We start from the raw sequence: 15,071 nt of genomic DNA, 5'->3' as shown, positions 1-15,071 counted from the left end.
TCAGCGGGTCATTTAATTAAAGATCAGGAAAGAACATGAATAAGTATTTGGCTGAGGCTTTTGGCACGTTCTGGCTAGTGTTGGGCGGCTGTGGTAGCGCGGTGTTGGCTGCGGGTTTCCCTGAAGTGGGTATTGGTCTGTTGGGCGTTTCTTTGGCATTCGGTTTAACCGTTCTGACGATGGCATTTGCTATCGGTCATATTTCAGGTTGTCACTTGAACCCTGCAGTGACAGTTGGCCTTTGGACTGGCGGTCGTTTTGAGACAAAAGACGTTGCTCCCTACATCATCTCACAGGTGATCGGCGGGCTTATCGCAGGTGGCGTGCTTTACGTTATTGCATCTGGACAAGCAGGATTCGATGTTGTGGGTTCTGGCTTTGCCGCCAATGGTTATGGGGAACACTCTCCAGGCCAATACTCGATGATCGCTGCACTTGTGACTGAAGTTGTCATGACGATGATGTTCCTGATTGTCATTATGGGTGCAACAGACAAACGTGCGCCACAAGGCTTTGCACCTATCGCAATTGGCCTGTGTTTGACTCTCATTCACCTGATCAGCATTCCTGTCACCAATACGTCAGTAAACCCTGCTCGTAGCACGGCAGTCGCAGTATATGTGGGTGACTGGGCGGTTTCTCAGCTATGGCTGTTCTGGGTTGCGCCTATTGTGGGTGGCGTGCTTGGTGCGGTTATCTACAAAAACCTTCTTGGTGAAGAATCGAACGATTAATCGTTCCCAACTCCCAAGATCAAAAAAGCCGCTGAGTTCAGCGGCTTTTTATTAAATTCTGTGTCGACCTAATAGCGAATGTGACAACGTCGTGCCATCAACAAGCTCTAGCTCCCCACCGACAGGCACACCATGCGCGATGCGGCTGGCATCAACTTGGTGCTCTTTACATAGCTCTGCGATGTAATGGGCAGTGGCTTCACCTTCAACTGTTGGGTTTGTCGCCAAAATCACTTCGGTAATATCACCGCGACGTAAGCGGTAATCAAGGACATCTAATCCAATATCACTTGGACCAATACCATCTAATGGCGACAAATGCCCCATAAGAACAAAGTACCGACCAGAATATTGGCCTGTTGCTTCAACGGCTGCGATGTCTGCCGGGCTTTCTACCACACAAATTTGACCATTTTCTTGGCGTTTTGGGTTGGTACAAATGTGACAGACTTCTTCTTCGGTGAAGGTTCGACACTCAGTACAATGACCTATTTCTGTCATTGCCTGACTAAGCGCATCTGCAAGCTGCAAACCGCCTTTTCTATCGCGCTGTAACAAATGAAAGGCCATACGCTGCGCTGACTTGGGGCCAACCCCAGGTAGACAACGTAAGGCCTCCATCAATTGCTCCAGCATATGACTGGTACGCATTAAAAGTCCGCTTAATTAAATATCAGCAGATTAGAATGGCATTTTCATACCTGGTGGTAGTTGCATACCGCCAGTTACAGAAGCCATTTTCTCTTTTTGAGTTTCTTCAACACGACGGGCTGCATCGTTGAACGCCGCAGCGATCAGATCTTCAAGCATTTCTTTGTCGTCTTCCATCAAACTTTCATCGATGTCAACACGACGTACGCTGTGACTACCAGTGATAGTAACTTTAACTAGGCCAGCACCAGACTCGCCAGTTACTTCCATATTCGCGATTTCTTCTTGAAGCTTTTGCATGCGATCTTGCATTTGCTGGGCTTGCTTCATTAGGTTGCCCATACCGCCTTTACCAAACATGTTTATCTCTCTGGTTTAATGAGGTGTTGCATCAATTAATGGGGTTATACCTTTGGGTTTTCAACCCCATTCCATTCGATTATTAGATAGGGCGCACACTATCTTTATCAAGCTCTGCAGCAAAACGACGTTCAATAAATTGAACATTTGGATCGTTTTCTAAACTGTTCAGCGCTTGCTGTAATTTCTCTTGGTAGAGCCTATCTCTCAGTTCAAGTGGTGTTTCTCCACTCTCCCCTATTTCGATGCTCATGTGGCATTCTTCACCTAACACGGTATTAAGTGCTTTGAGCAATTCGGCTTGAGCTCTATCAGTACTCAAATGAGCTTGGCTGCTTCTCAATAGTAACGAAACGGTTGTTCCTTCCTTACTATAATGAGAGTTTAGCGCAAGTTGCTCTACCAGCTTAGGGATCTCCATTAAGCTGATTAGCTTCGCCCATTCATTATGTTCTAATGACTCATCGATGAGCTTTTGTGCCATTTCAGGCGTTTTCTCATGCTCAAGTGCCTGCTTGAGCTGCGTAGGTGTCAGTTTTGTATTTACTTTTGTCTCAACAGGCTTGCTTGGACGCCAGCGATACGCTTCTTCAACTTGTGGCTCCGTCGACTTCGGAGCTGAGTTTGGCGACACCTGCGCGGAATTGCCATGCAATTGCGCTACTCGGTCGATAACCGATTCTGGTTGTGCAGATGCCGCTTTAGGCTTTTTTGAGCCACCATTTTGAGGAGTGTTCTGTTGTAGGCCTTGACGCTGAGAACGTAATTGGTGACGTAAACCGCTTAGACCACCGCGCGCCGGTGTTGAAACGCTCTCTTGCACTTGTTGAGGTGGCGTTTCATGCTGCGGTGCAGGGTTTTCGCTCATCGGCGGCGCCATATCATACTGTGGCGGAACCGTCTCATATCCACTCGCGTGATATTCAGGTTGTGAATTGGATGAAGGTTGAGGCGCCACTTGTGGTGAGCTTTGTGCTGGACTCGGCTGCTGAGCTCGAGGAGCTGCTACTGTCCGAGCTGGCGCAGCCTTTGGTTGACTGGTACTTTGAGCCGGAGATGACGCTGGCTCGCAGTTACTAGAAACAACATTTGCCCCACTGTTATTTGATGGACGGAACGCCATCATACGCAGCACAATCATTTCCAAACCGACTCTCCCATTTGGCGAGAGGGTCAAATCTTCACGACCTTTCAATGCAATTTGATAGTAAAGCTGAACGTCTTGCGGGCTTAGAGCTTTACTCAACAGCTCAATTTTCTCTGCATCTGGTTGTGCTCGGTCTAACGACGCGGGCAACGCTTGATACATCGCAATTCGGTGTAACTGTGTTGCGACTTGCTGCAACAAACCATCCCACTCAACACCATTTGCCGCTAATTGTTGGATTTTATCCATAGCTTGTTGAGGTTTCTTGCTGCTGATTGACTCTAGTAAGTGAATCGCTTGGTCGGTATCAATCGTCCCCAACATGTGGCTGACAATATCGGCTTGCACCGCACCGTTACCTAAAGCAATTGCTTGATCAGTCAAGCTGAGAGCATCACGCATACTGCCATCTGCAGCATGTGAGATCATACCCAGTGCTTTTGGTTCTGCCGATACTTGCTCTTGACCCAAAATGTAGTCAAGTTGCTGGTGAATATCATCAACGCTGATTGGTTTCAGATGAAACTGAAGACAACGCGACAATATAGTGACAGGCAGCTTTTGTGGATCAGTTGTTGCGAGTAAGAACTTCACATACTCTGGCGGCTCTTCCAGGGTTTTCAACAACGCATTGAAAGAGTGACGCGATAGCATGTGCACCTCATCGATGAGGTACACTTTAAAACGTCCACGAGCAGGTTTGTATTGAACGTTGTCTAACAGTTCACGAGTGTCTTCAACTTTAGTACGTGATGCTGCGTCGATTTCAAGAAGATCGACAAAGCGACCTTCATCAATTTCACGACAAGTATCACACTTACCACAAGGTGTCGCGGTAATGCCGGTTTCGCAGTTCAAGCCTTTGGCAAACAGCCTACCGATACTCGTTTTACCCACACCACGAGTCCCGCTGAACAGATAAGCATGGTGTAAACGGTTTTGCGCCAGTGCGTTTTCCAACGCCGTCAGGACATGTTTTTGTCCGACAACTTGGTCAAACTGATTAGGACGCCATTTTCGCGCTAAAGCTAAATAACTCATTGAATGTATTAATGTCCTTCAAAATCGCAAATGCTGTACACGTTTAGACCTAGTGCTTCTAAACGTTTATCACCACCGATTTCTGGTAGGTTGATAACGAACGCAGCGTGCTCAACTTCACCACCCAGTTGGCGAATCAGCTTAGTCGTCGCTTCAATAGTACCGCCCGTTGCCAATAAGTCGTCGACAACCAGTACTTTGTCGCCTTCAACGATGGCATCTGTATGGATTTCTAGTGTATCAACGCCGTATTCAAGCTCATAAGATTGAGCAACAGTAGGACGTGGTAGCTTGCCTGGTTTACGCACTGGTACAAAACCAACACCTAGCTCAAGCGCTAAAGGCGCGCCAAATAGAAAGCCACGAGCTTCCGTACCCACAACCTTGGTAAAGCCCATATCTTTGTAACGTTCAACAAGTAAGTTGATCGTTGCTTGGTATGCTTTCGCGTCTTCAAGAAGGCTCGTCACATCACGAAATAGAATGCCTGGCTTTGGGTAGTCTTGGATGCTTTTGATGCTAGATTTGATCAGTGAAATTGTTTCTGTAGTCATAATACCGATTTACTTAGATTGGCTCATCGCCCTCTCTAATCGCAGTATCACGAGGGCAACGAACAATAGGTTTTCACCACTATGTGCTTATTTTCGTAAAAGTCACAGGCGCTGAAAATACAAACGCCCACTCGAAGAGCGGGCACACTATTCTCTACAATCTTAGTGATTTTCTTCTCGGTCAGCAACCAACTCAATCACAGGCAGTCGCATAAACCAGCTGAGTAAAACGATTAGCATCACTAAAAGACCAATTTTTACCCAAACGAGGGGGACAACAACGATTGAAACCATGAAACTAAGCGCAATAAAAATCGCACCACGCTTTTTTACTTTTGAAGTAACAGCCCGATGCTTATGCCAATTGTCGAGAATGGGTCCAAACGTTTTGTGGTTATGTAACCATTGATGAAATGCGGGGCTACCACGCATAAAACATGCGCTAGCAAGCAAAATAAAAGGTGTGGTGGGTAAAAGTGGAAGGGCTATGCCGGCTATGCCGAGCACAATACAGAGTCCACCAACAGTATTGAAAAAGTAACGCTTAATACGAATGGTGAACTCCGGTACAAAATAGCTAGATTAAAAGCCTGCGTAACCATTCATTACACGAAGCCAGGTTAGCGTTGCAGGAAGTGTTGGGATCAAAAGAACTGCAATAAAACCTAAAAAGTAAAAAATATTATAAGGCTCTTTAAAATCTTTGTCTGCCATGATGTGTCTTCTCACTAGTTGACTTTGCTTCTCCCAAGGTACAGCGTTAAATTATCGTTGCACAAATGGGTCATTATTGTTTTAAGCGCTGACTATACATTAAACAGCCAAATCTAAACACCAGTAAAAAGTAAGGTTATTAAACTAAACGTATGTTGTTTTGGTGGTCCTAAAAAGATAATAAGCAGCGTAAGGACGCTGCTTATTGGTTTGCAAGTCATAATTATACTAGTCGGGATTTCCGGGTAATACTTAAACTAAAACTTGAAGAACCTAAACACCCGATAGACAACTGTCCTGCAACACTAAGCGGTAAATCGCGGGTGATGAAGTTTTTCATACTTCCTCCCCCTAAACGGTTACCTGCTGCGATGTGTTGATTCGTATTTCCGTCAGACCAATGGCTATCTAAACCCGCAGGCAATATAGAGACCGAGGATGAAGCGAGGTCGGCGACACCAAACACAGCATTGACTGCACCCGCACACTCCGAACACTCAATTCCTTTTTCAATGATCCCTACCATGTCCTTAAGATCAGCACTGAAACTTTTCAAGTTACGGAGATAGTCGTCAAACAATGCCCTAACGAGCAATGTCGTCGCAACTCCATCATTAGCTTGGGAAGCAGAATCAACGAGATAAAACGCAAATTGACCATTCATTAACCAACGATAATCGAAAACCAAGGGCATCACATCCGTCGATTGCAATAAACGGTACGAGCAGCGCCAATCTCCCTGAGCAGCATCCTTCTCTGGCAATAGCGCTTGCAGTAAATCTCTTGCCGCACTCGGATTCTGTTGCAAATATTCCAGATGCCAATACAGCTCTTGTTCATCTGGGATTTCACCACCATCATCAACCCTGAACCACTGACTTGAAAAGTCACGTTGTTCTGAGAAGTGGCTATCGGTATCTTCTAGCGTATTCTCTATCGCCTGAGATAGGTGCTCATAATTACCTATCGGTTTAGGAAGAAAATCTTTAATACCAAATCGCAACGCTTTCGCGACATCGGACATTTCATCCGTGCCTGATACCACGATAAGCGGCATATATGGGTATTCGAGACTAACTTCTTCGACGAACTCGATACCATCTAAGACCGGCATCGATAAATCACATAAGATAAGATCGGGTTGGCATTCCCTGAGTTGTTGAAGCGCTTCTAGGCCGTTTTCTGCTTCTACTACTTTAAAACCCTGACTTTCTAAATAGGCATTGGTTACTTTACGAAATATTGGATCATCGTCCACCAACATTATTAGTTTTTGATTAATCACTTCCTGTGCCGAGACCATTGCCGTTTGACTGTGAGTCTTAAACATACCTTTATCCCTCACAAAGCTCAGTCAAAAAAAACAGATTTATTAATAAGTCATTATTTTTGTTGTGTTTACTTCCAGCAAAACGTGTCACAGCAAGACCTGAGGCCGCTTCGCCTTGTTATAAAACTTAGCTCGGAAACTGCATTAATACAAATATTACGGCGTATAACAGTATTTACTCAAACAGGGTTGCTGTGTTCAAATGATGCAACATGTTGACTTAAAGCAAGCTTTGATCACAAAGTTAATTATAAATTAACCGTAATCGGTAATTTAATGTGTCTGGAAATATGAAATTAGATGACTTAAACCTGTTTCGACTGGTTGTCGAAAATGGGAGCTACACCGCAACTTCGCGAAAAACCATGATCCCGGTTGCGACCATCACCCGACGCATTCAAGCGCTAGAAGACTCTGTCAATCTTCGACTATTGAACCGTCATGCTCGCAAACTTTCACTCACTGAAGCAGGGGAACGTTTTTACCATGAGTGCTCTCCTTTACTACAAAGGCTAACAACCGCAGCAGAGGAAATCACTGACGACTGCCGAGGAGCATCCGGCAAGATTAAGATATCCGCGCCTTACAACTTAACTAAACGAATGATGATGCCGATGTTCAACAGCTTTATGAAGCAGTACCCGGACATCAACATTGAGCTAACGACAGAGAATAATGCGGACAAGCTTGACCCTACTGAATGGGATGTAATTTTTCGAGTGGGACCGCAACGCGACTCTAGCCTCATCGCGCGTAAGATTGGCGAAGTGAAGGATATTCTCGTTGCAAGCCCTGACTATCTAACCTCGAATCCTGCGCCACACCATGCAGAAGAGCTATCTAACCATTCATTGCTAAAAGGGTACCCACTTATTAAGTGGACCTTGATTAATAGCAAAGGCGAGTCTGTGGTGAATGTTGATCGTGGTCGTTTTCAAGCAAACGCGCTCAATGTGGTGCGCAGCGCTTGTTCCGAAGGTTTAGGCATCACACTAATGCCAGATGTCATGATCAAAGAGTACATCGAGAGCGGCGATTTGGTACGCGTACTGCCAGATTGGAGTGCAAACCCGCGCGACATTTATATGCTTTACAACCACAAAGACCACCTGCCAGAGAAAGTTCGCCTCTTTATTGACTTTGTGATCGCTTATAACATTCACTAACTAGATAGCGAAAACAAAAAACCAGAGCCGAAGCTCTGGTTTTTTTACGACTTAAGAAAGCGCATCCTATGCGCCTTCGTTATGAAGCTCTAGGTTTGCTAAATCCTGTTGGATTTCAAGTTGTGTTTTCGCATCATCATTACGAAGACCATCTAAGAAATCTAGGTATTGTTGGTCGATATCACCCGTTACGTATTCGCCGTTAAACACGGAAGTATCGAACTGAGTAATGTCTTGGTTTCCAAGACCTACCGCCTCTACCAAATCTTCTAGACGTTGATAAATAAGCGCATCGGCACCAATCTGCTTACAAATTGTATCGTTGTCACGGCCATGGGCAATAAGCTCTGTAGCACTTGGCATATCAATGCCGTATACGTTCGGGAAACGAACTTCAGGAGCCGCTGAGACCATGTACACTTTCTTGGCACCAGAATCACGAGCCATCTCAATAATCTGCTCTGACGTTGTACCTCGAACAATAGAGTCATCCACCAGCAACACATTCTTACCTTTGAATTCCGAACGAATAGCATTCAACTTGCGACGTACTGATTTCTTACGTTGTTGCTGGCCAGGCATGATAAACGTACGTCCAACATAACGGTTTTTCACGAAACCCTGGCGATAAGGGATATCGATCGCTTGAGCGATTTGCAGTGCAATGTCGCAAGACGTTTCAGGGATAGGAATGACAACATCGATATCAAGGTTTGCGTAATCTTCACGAATACGTTCGCCCAGCTTTTTACCCATTTCAACGCGAGCGCTGTATACCGAAATTTTATCGATGAACGAATCTGGACGAGCAAAGTACACGAACTCGAAAATACAAGGGTTCAGCTTAGGATTGTCTGCACACTGCTTCGTGTAAAGCTCACCGTCAAACGTTGCGTAAATCGCTTCACCAGGTGCAACATCACGGACGAAATCAAAACCGACCGCATCCAATGCCACCGATTCAGACGCAACCATGTACTCTGCTCTGCCGTTAACTTCACGCTTACCTAAACACAGCGGGCGAATACCGTGTGGGTCACGAAATGCAATCATACCATGACCAATGATCATGGCGGTCACAGCATAAGCACCGCGAATTGTGCGATGAACATTGGTGACTGCGCGGAATACGTCTTCGGTCGTGACATTTCCTTTTACTGAGTCAATTTCGTGCGCCAGTACATTTAGTAATACTTCAGAGTCTGAAGTGGTATTGATATGACGGCGATCTTTTTCAAACAGCTTCTGACGAACTTCGTTAGCGTTGGTCAAGTTACCGTTGTGGGCAAGTGTAATACCGAAAGGAGAGTTTACGTAGAAAGGTTGAGCTTCTGAAGCACTTGAACTGCCTGCTGTAGGGTAACGAACATGACCAATTCCGACCTCGCCTTGCAGGCGCTGCATGTGTCTTGCTTCAAATACATCCTTGACTAAACCGTTCGCCTTACGCAGACGAAAACGATTGCTTTCTATGGTACAAATACCAGCGGCATCTTGGCCACGATGCTGTAACACCGTTAACGCGTCATAAATAGACTGGTTTACAGGCGTTGTGCCCACGATTCCAACAATACCACACATGTCCTAATCCTCGATTTGCGACAGTAGCTGGCACTACTAGATAGTGCCAGACAGAAAACTTGATGTTGCTTGTAAATGCTCGAAGAATGGGGCGATGATACGGCTGAACTCAGGGATCAACTGTGAATCTTTCCACCAATCCGAGCTTGGGAATGCAGTAAACGCATCCATAAAAAACAGCACCGCAGAAACAATTAAGACTCCGCGTAGACCACCAAATACAATCCCGAGAATTCGGTCCGTACCTGATAGCCCTGTTTTTTGTACCAGTTGACCAATGACGTAATTCACCACTGCACCAACTACCAAGGTTGCGACAAATAACGCCGCAATCGCCGCTCCGTTACGAAACATATCATCTTCGATGTTGGTGAAGTACACCGCCAATTTGGCATAGTAATTACTGGAGATAAAAAACGCTCCGAACCAAATCACCAAAGACAAAGCTTCTTTAGCAAAACCGCGAACTAAACTGATCAGAGCTGAAAATCCGATCACACCTAAAATGATAAAATCTATCCAATTCATCTTTTCTTCATCTTAAGTTGGCGCGCATTTTAACAGAAAAAATGCTGACGCAAACGTTTTCTTATGGATTTAATGGCTTAAATTTAAGCAATTGACCTTTTGAACCTGTAATTTTTTGTAATTCTTGAACTTGTCGTTCAAGTTTACTTTTTGACACATCAGGGCCAACAATCACTCTCGTAAACTCGTTTTCTTTCTTTGTGTGAGCTTGATAACCACGCTTTTGCAAATCCGCGACAAGCGCGACAGCATTTTCGTGATTCTTAAGTGCCATCAACTGAATGATCCAAGCTGAATCTTCATATTGATTTTTCTCTTGAACAGGACGAGTGACGACCTCAACTTGCTCTGGTTGTTTGATGACCTCAGGTTTAGATGTTGGCGCTGGCTCGGGCTCAGAAACGGCTACTTGAGCATCCTCACTTTCTTGCACTACAGCTTCAACCGGAGAATCCGGTAACGTAATGTCGTCTTCCACTGGCTCTAATATTTCGAAGTTTTCCACATCACTATCAAGTTCTGGTTTGATAGGAATACTGGCAAATTCTTCTTTGTAGTGCAGTTTCTTACCATCTAGCACATCGGGAAGAACAATGACTCCGACTGCGACTAGAATGATGGTGCCGACTAAACGACTTTGGAATTTACTTGCCATCAAAATACCTTTACTTATTTATTATTTGATTGCCAATGTTCCAATACCTCTCCGACGGTATGGAATGAGCCAACCACCAGAATAACGTCTCCTGCCTTTGCGTGGCTTCTCGCACTCTCGAAGGCGTCAACAGGGTTTTCAAAATGAACTTGCCCATCAGGTAAGTATTGGCACAATTCATCAGCGGTCGCCGCTCTCGGTCCAGTAAGCGACGCTGGATACCATTGTGTTGCAACTGGAGTTAGCGCTTCAATGGTTGCTTTAATGTCCTTGTCATGCAGCATTGCAACCACAATATGGATATTCTTACCCAGATATTGTTGCTTCACTCTTTCTACCAAATACTCAGCAGAGTGCGGGTTATGAGCGACATCAAGGACTATTTCAGGTTCGTGATGCAGTACTTGCATACGCCCCGCCAAACGCGCATTATTCAAGCCATTGACAATATTTATGTCAGTGATTTGCAATTCCGAAGCCCCTAGTGCCATCAGTGCAGTGGCTGCATTTTGTAATGGTAGCGATGGGATTGGTAAATCCTCTAACTCAAATGCCCCACTGCTCCATTTCCAACCATTATCAGTTAGTTGGTAATCGTACTGAATACCTACTTGGAAGAACTCAGAACCAATATCGTCAGCATGAGCCGCCACGGTCGCTGGTGGCGTCGGTTGACCACAAATTGCTGGCTTCCCTGAACGGTAAATGCCCGCTTTTTCAAAACCAATAACATTGATGTCATCACCAAGCCAATCCACATGATCGATCGCTAAGCTCGTAATAACAGAAACATCATGGTCAACAACATTAGTGGCGTCTAGACGGCCGCCAAGTCCTACTTCAAGTAAGACAACGTCAACTTTCTCTACTTGGAAAATACGTAGCGCAGCAAGCGTACCGAATTCAAAGAGGCTAAGGCTAACATCACCACGCTGCTTTTCTACATAATCGAATGCTTCACAGTGCTTGGCATCTACAACGTCAACGCCATTAATGCGTACACGCTCGTTGTAACGAATCAGGTGCGGAGAACTATAAACACCGACTGAATAGCCAGCATCAAGTAAAATGGCTTCCATTAACGCACACGTTGAGCCTTTGCCATTGGTTCCGGCAACGGTGATTACGGTTGGAGCTGGTTTGGTAAGATTGGCTTTGTTTGCTACCGCTTGGACACGGTCTAAGCCTAGATCAATTGCTGAGGAATGAATATTTGCTAAATAATCAAGCCACATCTCTAATGAAGATGTGGCTTGAGGAATTGGGTTTTGGGTCATCTAACTTTAACCATTAAATTCTTTGGTTTTTATGTTAGTTGATACTTTACCCTTTTTCGTCCGCTTCTGGTACAGAATATGGCTCTTCATTTGGAGATTCGTTAACCGAAACCACCAAAGGAGACTTGTGGTTAGTCATCTTAGCGATAAGACCACCCACACGCTGACGCATTTCACGACGGTCAACGATCATATCAATAGCACCGTGATCAAGCAGGAACTCACTACGCTGGAAACCTTCAGGAAGATCTTCACGTACAGTTTGCTCGATTACACGACGACCAGCAAAGCCAATGAGGGCCTTAGGTTCACCGATGTTGATATCACCCAACATAGCCAAACTTGCTGATACACCACCCATTGTAGGGTCAGTTAGAACAGAAATAAACGGCAGACCTTTTTCTGATAAACGCTCAAGCGCAGCACTGGTTTTTGCCATTTGCATAAGAGACATTAAAGCCTCTTGCATACGAGCACCACCACTTGCTGAGAAACAAACAAGCGCACAGTTATTTTCAATGGCTGCATCCACTGCTTTCACAAAGCGAGCACCAACGACTGAACCCATTGAACCACCCATAAAGGAGAATTCAAACGCACACGCCACAAGCGGCAGACCAAGCAATTCACCCTGCATCACAACTAGCGCATCTTTCTCACCGCTATTTTTTTGTGCAGCAGAGATACGCTCTTTGTATCGCTTAGAATCTTTAAATTTCAGTTTATCCTGTGGCTCAAGTTCAGAACCTAATTCAACTCGATTACCTTCATCTAAAAATGTTTCCAAACGACGACGCGCTTTCATACGCATGTGATGGTTACACTTTGGACAAACTTCTAAGTTACGCTCTAGTTCAGCATGGTATAAAACCTGTTCACAAGAGGTACATTTAGTCCACACACCTTCTGGGATAGAAGCTTTGCGTGAACTTACTAGATTGCTTTTCTCTAAAATCTTTTCAAGCCAACTCATGGAAGACCTTTTCTCTCAACTCTTCCGCTTCATTGCGAAAGATATAAATTCGACATAATACCGACGGATTAAACCATATCTTGCAGCTACTGTAGATAAAAAACTGGTTGTACCTATTTTTGATATCGTAAATAGCGTATGTTTTCCGTTCACATTCAATGTAAACACTACCGATATTTTGAAATAAGTTTGTAAAATTAGTTCAAATTATCTGGTAAAAACAGTGGACCGATCGGCACTTCAGGTAACCCAAACTCTTCTGGGTAGTCTACATCTACCAGGTACAGACCTTCCGCTTTCGCTGTCGCACCCGCTAGTTTGCGATCTTTGGCTTCTAATAACCACTTGATCCATTCAGGACTCTCTTCGCCACGTCCAACTTTTATCAAGCTACCCGTGATATTACGAACCATATGATGCACGAACGCATTGGCTTTAATATCAATAACCACATAGTTTCCATGGCGCGTAACGTTCAGATGCATCAAGTTTCGAAATGGGCTGCGAGACTGACAATGCGCCGCGCGAAACGACGTAAAATCATTTTCGCCAAGTAGGAACTGCCCTGCTTCATGCATTTTTTTCTCGTCGAGCTCACCATGATAGTGACTAACCCCCGAGTTTAGGATGCCTGGACGTAAAGCATGATTGAAAATAATGTAACGATAACGGCGAGCTGTCGCTGAGAATCTTGCATGGAAATCATCTGAAACTTCCTTAGCCCAACGAACCGCTATATCGCTTGGCATGTTCGCGTTTGCGCCCATGGTCCAAGCTACCATTTTTCGAGTAACGTTGGTATCAAAGTGCACAACTTGTCCCGTGCCATGCACGCCTGCGTCTGTCCGACCAGCACACTGAACTTCAACTGGGTGATTAGCGACGACGGACAATGCTTTCTCTAGCTCTTCTTGGACACTTTTCACTTCTCTTTGGCGCTGCCAACCAAAGTAGTTTGTACCGTTGTACTCGATACCTAATGCGATTCTCATCTTAACCTTCGAACTCTAAAATGGGGCGGGAAGTATATACTCAAGTCACCTCAAGTTGCCAGTTTCACCAAGGGTGACATAAAGGTAGCATCCTACTAACGGGACACAAAAAGGGTAGCAAACGCTACCCTTTTGTTTCGGTTTATCGGCCATTAATGGCGTCAATCAGGCTTTTTGCTTCGCGGCGAATATCATCCTCACCGTAAACAATCGCCTCTTCTAGTAGTTTAATCGCCCCTTGAGAATCGTTCATCTCGAGATAGATTTTAGCCAAATCCAGTTTCCCAGCCGCTTCAGCATTGTTATCTACGTCAATATCGCCGATCTCGCCGATAACATCTGGAAACTCGTTCAATCCGACATCGAGCTTAAGGTCTTCTTCTTCGAACTCACCACCTTCTCTGTCGACCTGAGCCATCAATTCATCAATCGTCATAAATTGATTTTTCTTCGGGTCGAAGTCATCCAAGTCGCTTTGCTCTGCCCAGTTTTCTTGCGCGATCTCTGGCTGACTTAGTGCATCACTCGAATTCCAAACATCACGCTGGTCCTCAGGCACTTCTTCAGTAGAACTTACGTTATCAGCAGCGGGTTTAAAGCCATCCCAATCATCTCCAACATCAAGCATGGTTTCAAAATCCATACCTGCACTTGCGATGGTGTCACTGTCTAGTTTACCTTCAAATACTTCTGAGTTTGCGTCTTCCGCAAGAAGGTTAGCCATTGATGATTCATCATCCAAATTACTGAGCGGCTCACCCTCTGTCGCTGTTGGCTGCACTTCTGGGTCAGTATCAAAGCCGTTTTGCTGCGCAAATACTTCAAACAAAGCATCATGATCGTTATCGGCTTGAATAGCTGGTCTCGATGTCTCTGCTTCAACCTTAGGGCTCTCTGGCGCACCCTCGTTCATTGACGCGAGAACATCTTCCTCATTGAACTCTGGAAGATCTTGGTCGTCAAAACTTAACTCTTCATCCTCACCGGAGATTGGTTCTATATCTGCAGTCTCAGAGCTCGGTAATTCTGGCTCTTCTTCCATCGACGCCAAGGCATCTTCTTCGCTGAACTCTGGCAAATCGAGCTCATCAAAATTGAACTCTTCTTCGGACTCAGCTGGCAAGTCGGCTTCAACCTGTTCTGGCTCAACGGACTCGGACGTTTCTAACGCAGGTTCGCCAGCCATAGACGCCAGTGCATCTTCTTCACTGAACTCTGGCAAATCGAGCTCATCAAAATTGAACTCTTCTTCGGACTCAGTTGGCAAGTCGGCTTCAACTTGTTCTGGCTCAACGGACTCGGACGTTTCTAACGCAGGTTCGCCAGCCATAGACGCCAGTGCATCTTCTTCACTGAACTCTGGCAAAT

16 protein-coding genes are annotated in these 15,071 nt (G+C 45.2%); 2 read left to right on the top strand and 14 right to left on the bottom strand.

The genetic code is table 11. The features are described from left to right. Positions 1-35: 35 nt before the first annotated feature. The gene (gene aqpZ, locus R7P67_RS11920; RefSeq protein WP_054575356.1) at positions 36-734 is read left to right on the top strand and encodes an aquaporin Z; all 699 of its coding nucleotides are present in this window, start codon (positions 36-38) and stop codon (positions 732-734) included. A gap of 51 nt (positions 735-785) precedes the next feature. Here aqpZ and recR read toward each other — a convergent pair whose 3' ends face one another. The 7 genes from recR to R7P67_RS11885 all read right to left on the bottom strand — a co-directional run bounded on the left by recR (position 786) and on the right by R7P67_RS11885 (position 6,531). Beyond that, positions 786-1,385, bottom strand: coding sequence for a recombination mediator RecR (gene recR / locus R7P67_RS11915; protein ID WP_005380619.1), 600 nt, complete (start codon positions 1,383-1,385; stop codon positions 786-788). A 30-nt stretch (positions 1,386-1,415) separates the two neighbouring features. Next, a complete protein-coding gene (locus R7P67_RS11910) occupies positions 1,416-1,745 on the bottom strand; it encodes a YbaB/EbfC family nucleoid-associated protein (protein WP_005380618.1) in 330 nt (109 codons plus the stop codon). Between the two features lie 82 nt (positions 1,746-1,827). Beyond that, complete coding sequence (dnaX, locus tag R7P67_RS11905; RefSeq protein ID WP_262653336.1) at positions 1,828-3,933, bottom strand: DNA polymerase III subunit gamma/tau; 2,106 nt, start codon at positions 3,931-3,933, stop codon at positions 1,828-1,830. A gap of 8 nt (positions 3,934-3,941) precedes the next feature. Further along, positions 3,942-4,487 (bottom strand): adenine phosphoribosyltransferase, encoded by a 546-nt coding sequence (gene apt / locus R7P67_RS11900; RefSeq protein WP_005380615.1) that lies wholly within the window; start codon positions 4,485-4,487, stop codon positions 3,942-3,944. A gap of 162 nt (positions 4,488-4,649) precedes the next feature. Beyond that, entirely contained in the window at positions 4,650-5,036 is a 387-nt protein-coding gene (locus R7P67_RS11895; protein WP_080276930.1) for a YbaN family protein, read from the bottom strand. Positions 5,037-5,069: 33 nt separating this feature from the next. Then, positions 5,070-5,201, bottom strand: coding sequence for a hypothetical protein (locus R7P67_RS11890; RefSeq protein WP_005380608.1), 132 nt, complete (start codon positions 5,199-5,201; stop codon positions 5,070-5,072). Between the two features lie 223 nt (positions 5,202-5,424). Continuing rightward, positions 5,425-6,531 carry a response regulator gene (locus R7P67_RS11885; RefSeq protein ID WP_005380606.1) on the bottom strand — a complete coding sequence of 369 codons (1,107 nt, stop codon included), beginning with the start codon at positions 6,529-6,531 and terminating at the stop codon, positions 5,425-5,427. 290 nt (positions 6,532-6,821) lie between these two features. On the opposite strand from R7P67_RS11885, the gene R7P67_RS11880 reads away from it, so the two are divergent. Beyond that, positions 6,822-7,697, top strand: coding sequence for a LysR family transcriptional regulator (locus R7P67_RS11880; protein WP_005384959.1), 876 nt, complete (start codon positions 6,822-6,824; stop codon positions 7,695-7,697). Positions 7,698-7,763: 66 nt separating this feature from the next. Here the strand turns inward: R7P67_RS11880 and purF are convergent, their stop codons facing one another. From purF to R7P67_RS11845, 7 genes are all read right to left on the bottom strand, one after another. Continuing rightward, positions 7,764-9,278 (bottom strand): amidophosphoribosyltransferase, encoded by a 1,515-nt coding sequence (gene purF, locus R7P67_RS11875; RefSeq protein ID WP_005380592.1) that lies wholly within the window; start codon positions 9,276-9,278, stop codon positions 7,764-7,766. A 36-nt stretch (positions 9,279-9,314) separates the two neighbouring features. Beyond that, complete coding sequence (locus tag R7P67_RS11870; protein WP_005380590.1) at positions 9,315-9,806, bottom strand: CvpA family protein; 492 nt, start codon at positions 9,804-9,806, stop codon at positions 9,315-9,317. A 61-nt stretch (positions 9,807-9,867) separates the two neighbouring features. After that, on the bottom strand, positions 9,868-10,461 hold the full coding sequence (locus R7P67_RS11865) for an SPOR domain-containing protein (RefSeq protein WP_042522511.1): 594 nt from the start codon (positions 10,459-10,461) through the stop codon (positions 9,868-9,870). 14 nt (positions 10,462-10,475) lie between these two features. Next, the gene (gene folC / locus R7P67_RS11860; RefSeq protein WP_005380586.1) at positions 10,476-11,738 is read right to left on the bottom strand and encodes a bifunctional tetrahydrofolate synthase/dihydrofolate synthase; all 1,263 of its coding nucleotides are present in this window, start codon (positions 11,736-11,738) and stop codon (positions 10,476-10,478) included. A gap of 46 nt (positions 11,739-11,784) precedes the next feature. Then, positions 11,785-12,711 carry an acetyl-CoA carboxylase, carboxyltransferase subunit beta gene (gene accD, locus R7P67_RS11855; protein WP_005380583.1) on the bottom strand — a complete coding sequence of 309 codons (927 nt, stop codon included), beginning with the start codon at positions 12,709-12,711 and terminating at the stop codon, positions 11,785-11,787. A gap of 197 nt (positions 12,712-12,908) precedes the next feature. Then, on the bottom strand, positions 12,909-13,703 hold the full coding sequence (gene truA / locus R7P67_RS11850; RefSeq protein WP_005380566.1) for a tRNA pseudouridine(38-40) synthase TruA: 795 nt from the start codon (positions 13,701-13,703) through the stop codon (positions 12,909-12,911). A gap of 142 nt (positions 13,704-13,845) precedes the next feature. Continuing rightward, the coding region (locus R7P67_RS11845) for a FimV/HubP family polar landmark protein (protein WP_318085971.1) at positions 13,846-15,071 on the bottom strand (1,226 nt) is incomplete at its 5' end.

Source organism: Vibrio sp. Vb0937, from assembly GCF_033338855.1.
This window is presented reverse-complemented; position numbering and strand designations above follow the sequence as displayed.

Coding starts and splice junctions, on each gene's coding strand:
- aqpZ (WP_054575356.1), top strand. CDS start 36: ATGAATAAGTATTTGGCTGAGGCTTTTGGCACGTTCTGGCTAGTGTTG.
- recR (WP_005380619.1), bottom strand. CDS start 1,385: ATGCGTACCAGTCATATGCTGGAGCAATTGATGGAGGCCTTACGTTGT.
- R7P67_RS11910 (WP_005380618.1), bottom strand. CDS start 1,745: ATGTTTGGTAAAGGCGGTATGGGCAACCTAATGAAGCAAGCCCAGCAA.
- dnaX (WP_262653336.1), bottom strand. CDS start 3,933: ATGAGTTATTTAGCTTTAGCGCGAAAATGGCGTCCTAATCAGTTTGAC.
- apt (WP_005380615.1), bottom strand. CDS start 4,487: ATGACTACAGAAACAATTTCACTGATCAAATCTAGCATCAAAAGCATC.
- R7P67_RS11890 (WP_005380608.1), bottom strand. CDS start 5,201: ATGGCAGACAAAGATTTTAAAGAGCCTTATAATATTTTTTACTTTTTA.
- R7P67_RS11885 (WP_005380606.1), bottom strand. CDS start 6,531: ATGTTTAAGACTCACAGTCAAACGGCAATGGTCTCGGCACAGGAAGTG.
- R7P67_RS11880 (WP_005384959.1), top strand. CDS start 6,822: ATGAAATTAGATGACTTAAACCTGTTTCGACTGGTTGTCGAAAATGGG.
- purF (WP_005380592.1), bottom strand. CDS start 9,278: ATGTGTGGTATTGTTGGAATCGTGGGCACAACGCCTGTAAACCAGTCT.
- R7P67_RS11870 (WP_005380590.1), bottom strand. CDS start 9,806: ATGAATTGGATAGATTTTATCATTTTAGGTGTGATCGGATTTTCAGCT.
- R7P67_RS11865 (WP_042522511.1), bottom strand. CDS start 10,461: ATGGCAAGTAAATTCCAAAGTCGTTTAGTCGGCACCATCATTCTAGTC.
- folC (WP_005380586.1), bottom strand. CDS start 11,738: ATGACCCAAAACCCAATTCCTCAAGCCACATCTTCATTAGAGATGTGG.
- accD (WP_005380583.1), bottom strand. CDS start 12,711: ATGAGTTGGCTTGAAAAGATTTTAGAGAAAAGCAATCTAGTAAGTTCA.
- truA (WP_005380566.1), bottom strand. CDS start 13,703: ATGAGAATCGCATTAGGTATCGAGTACAACGGTACAAACTACTTTGGT.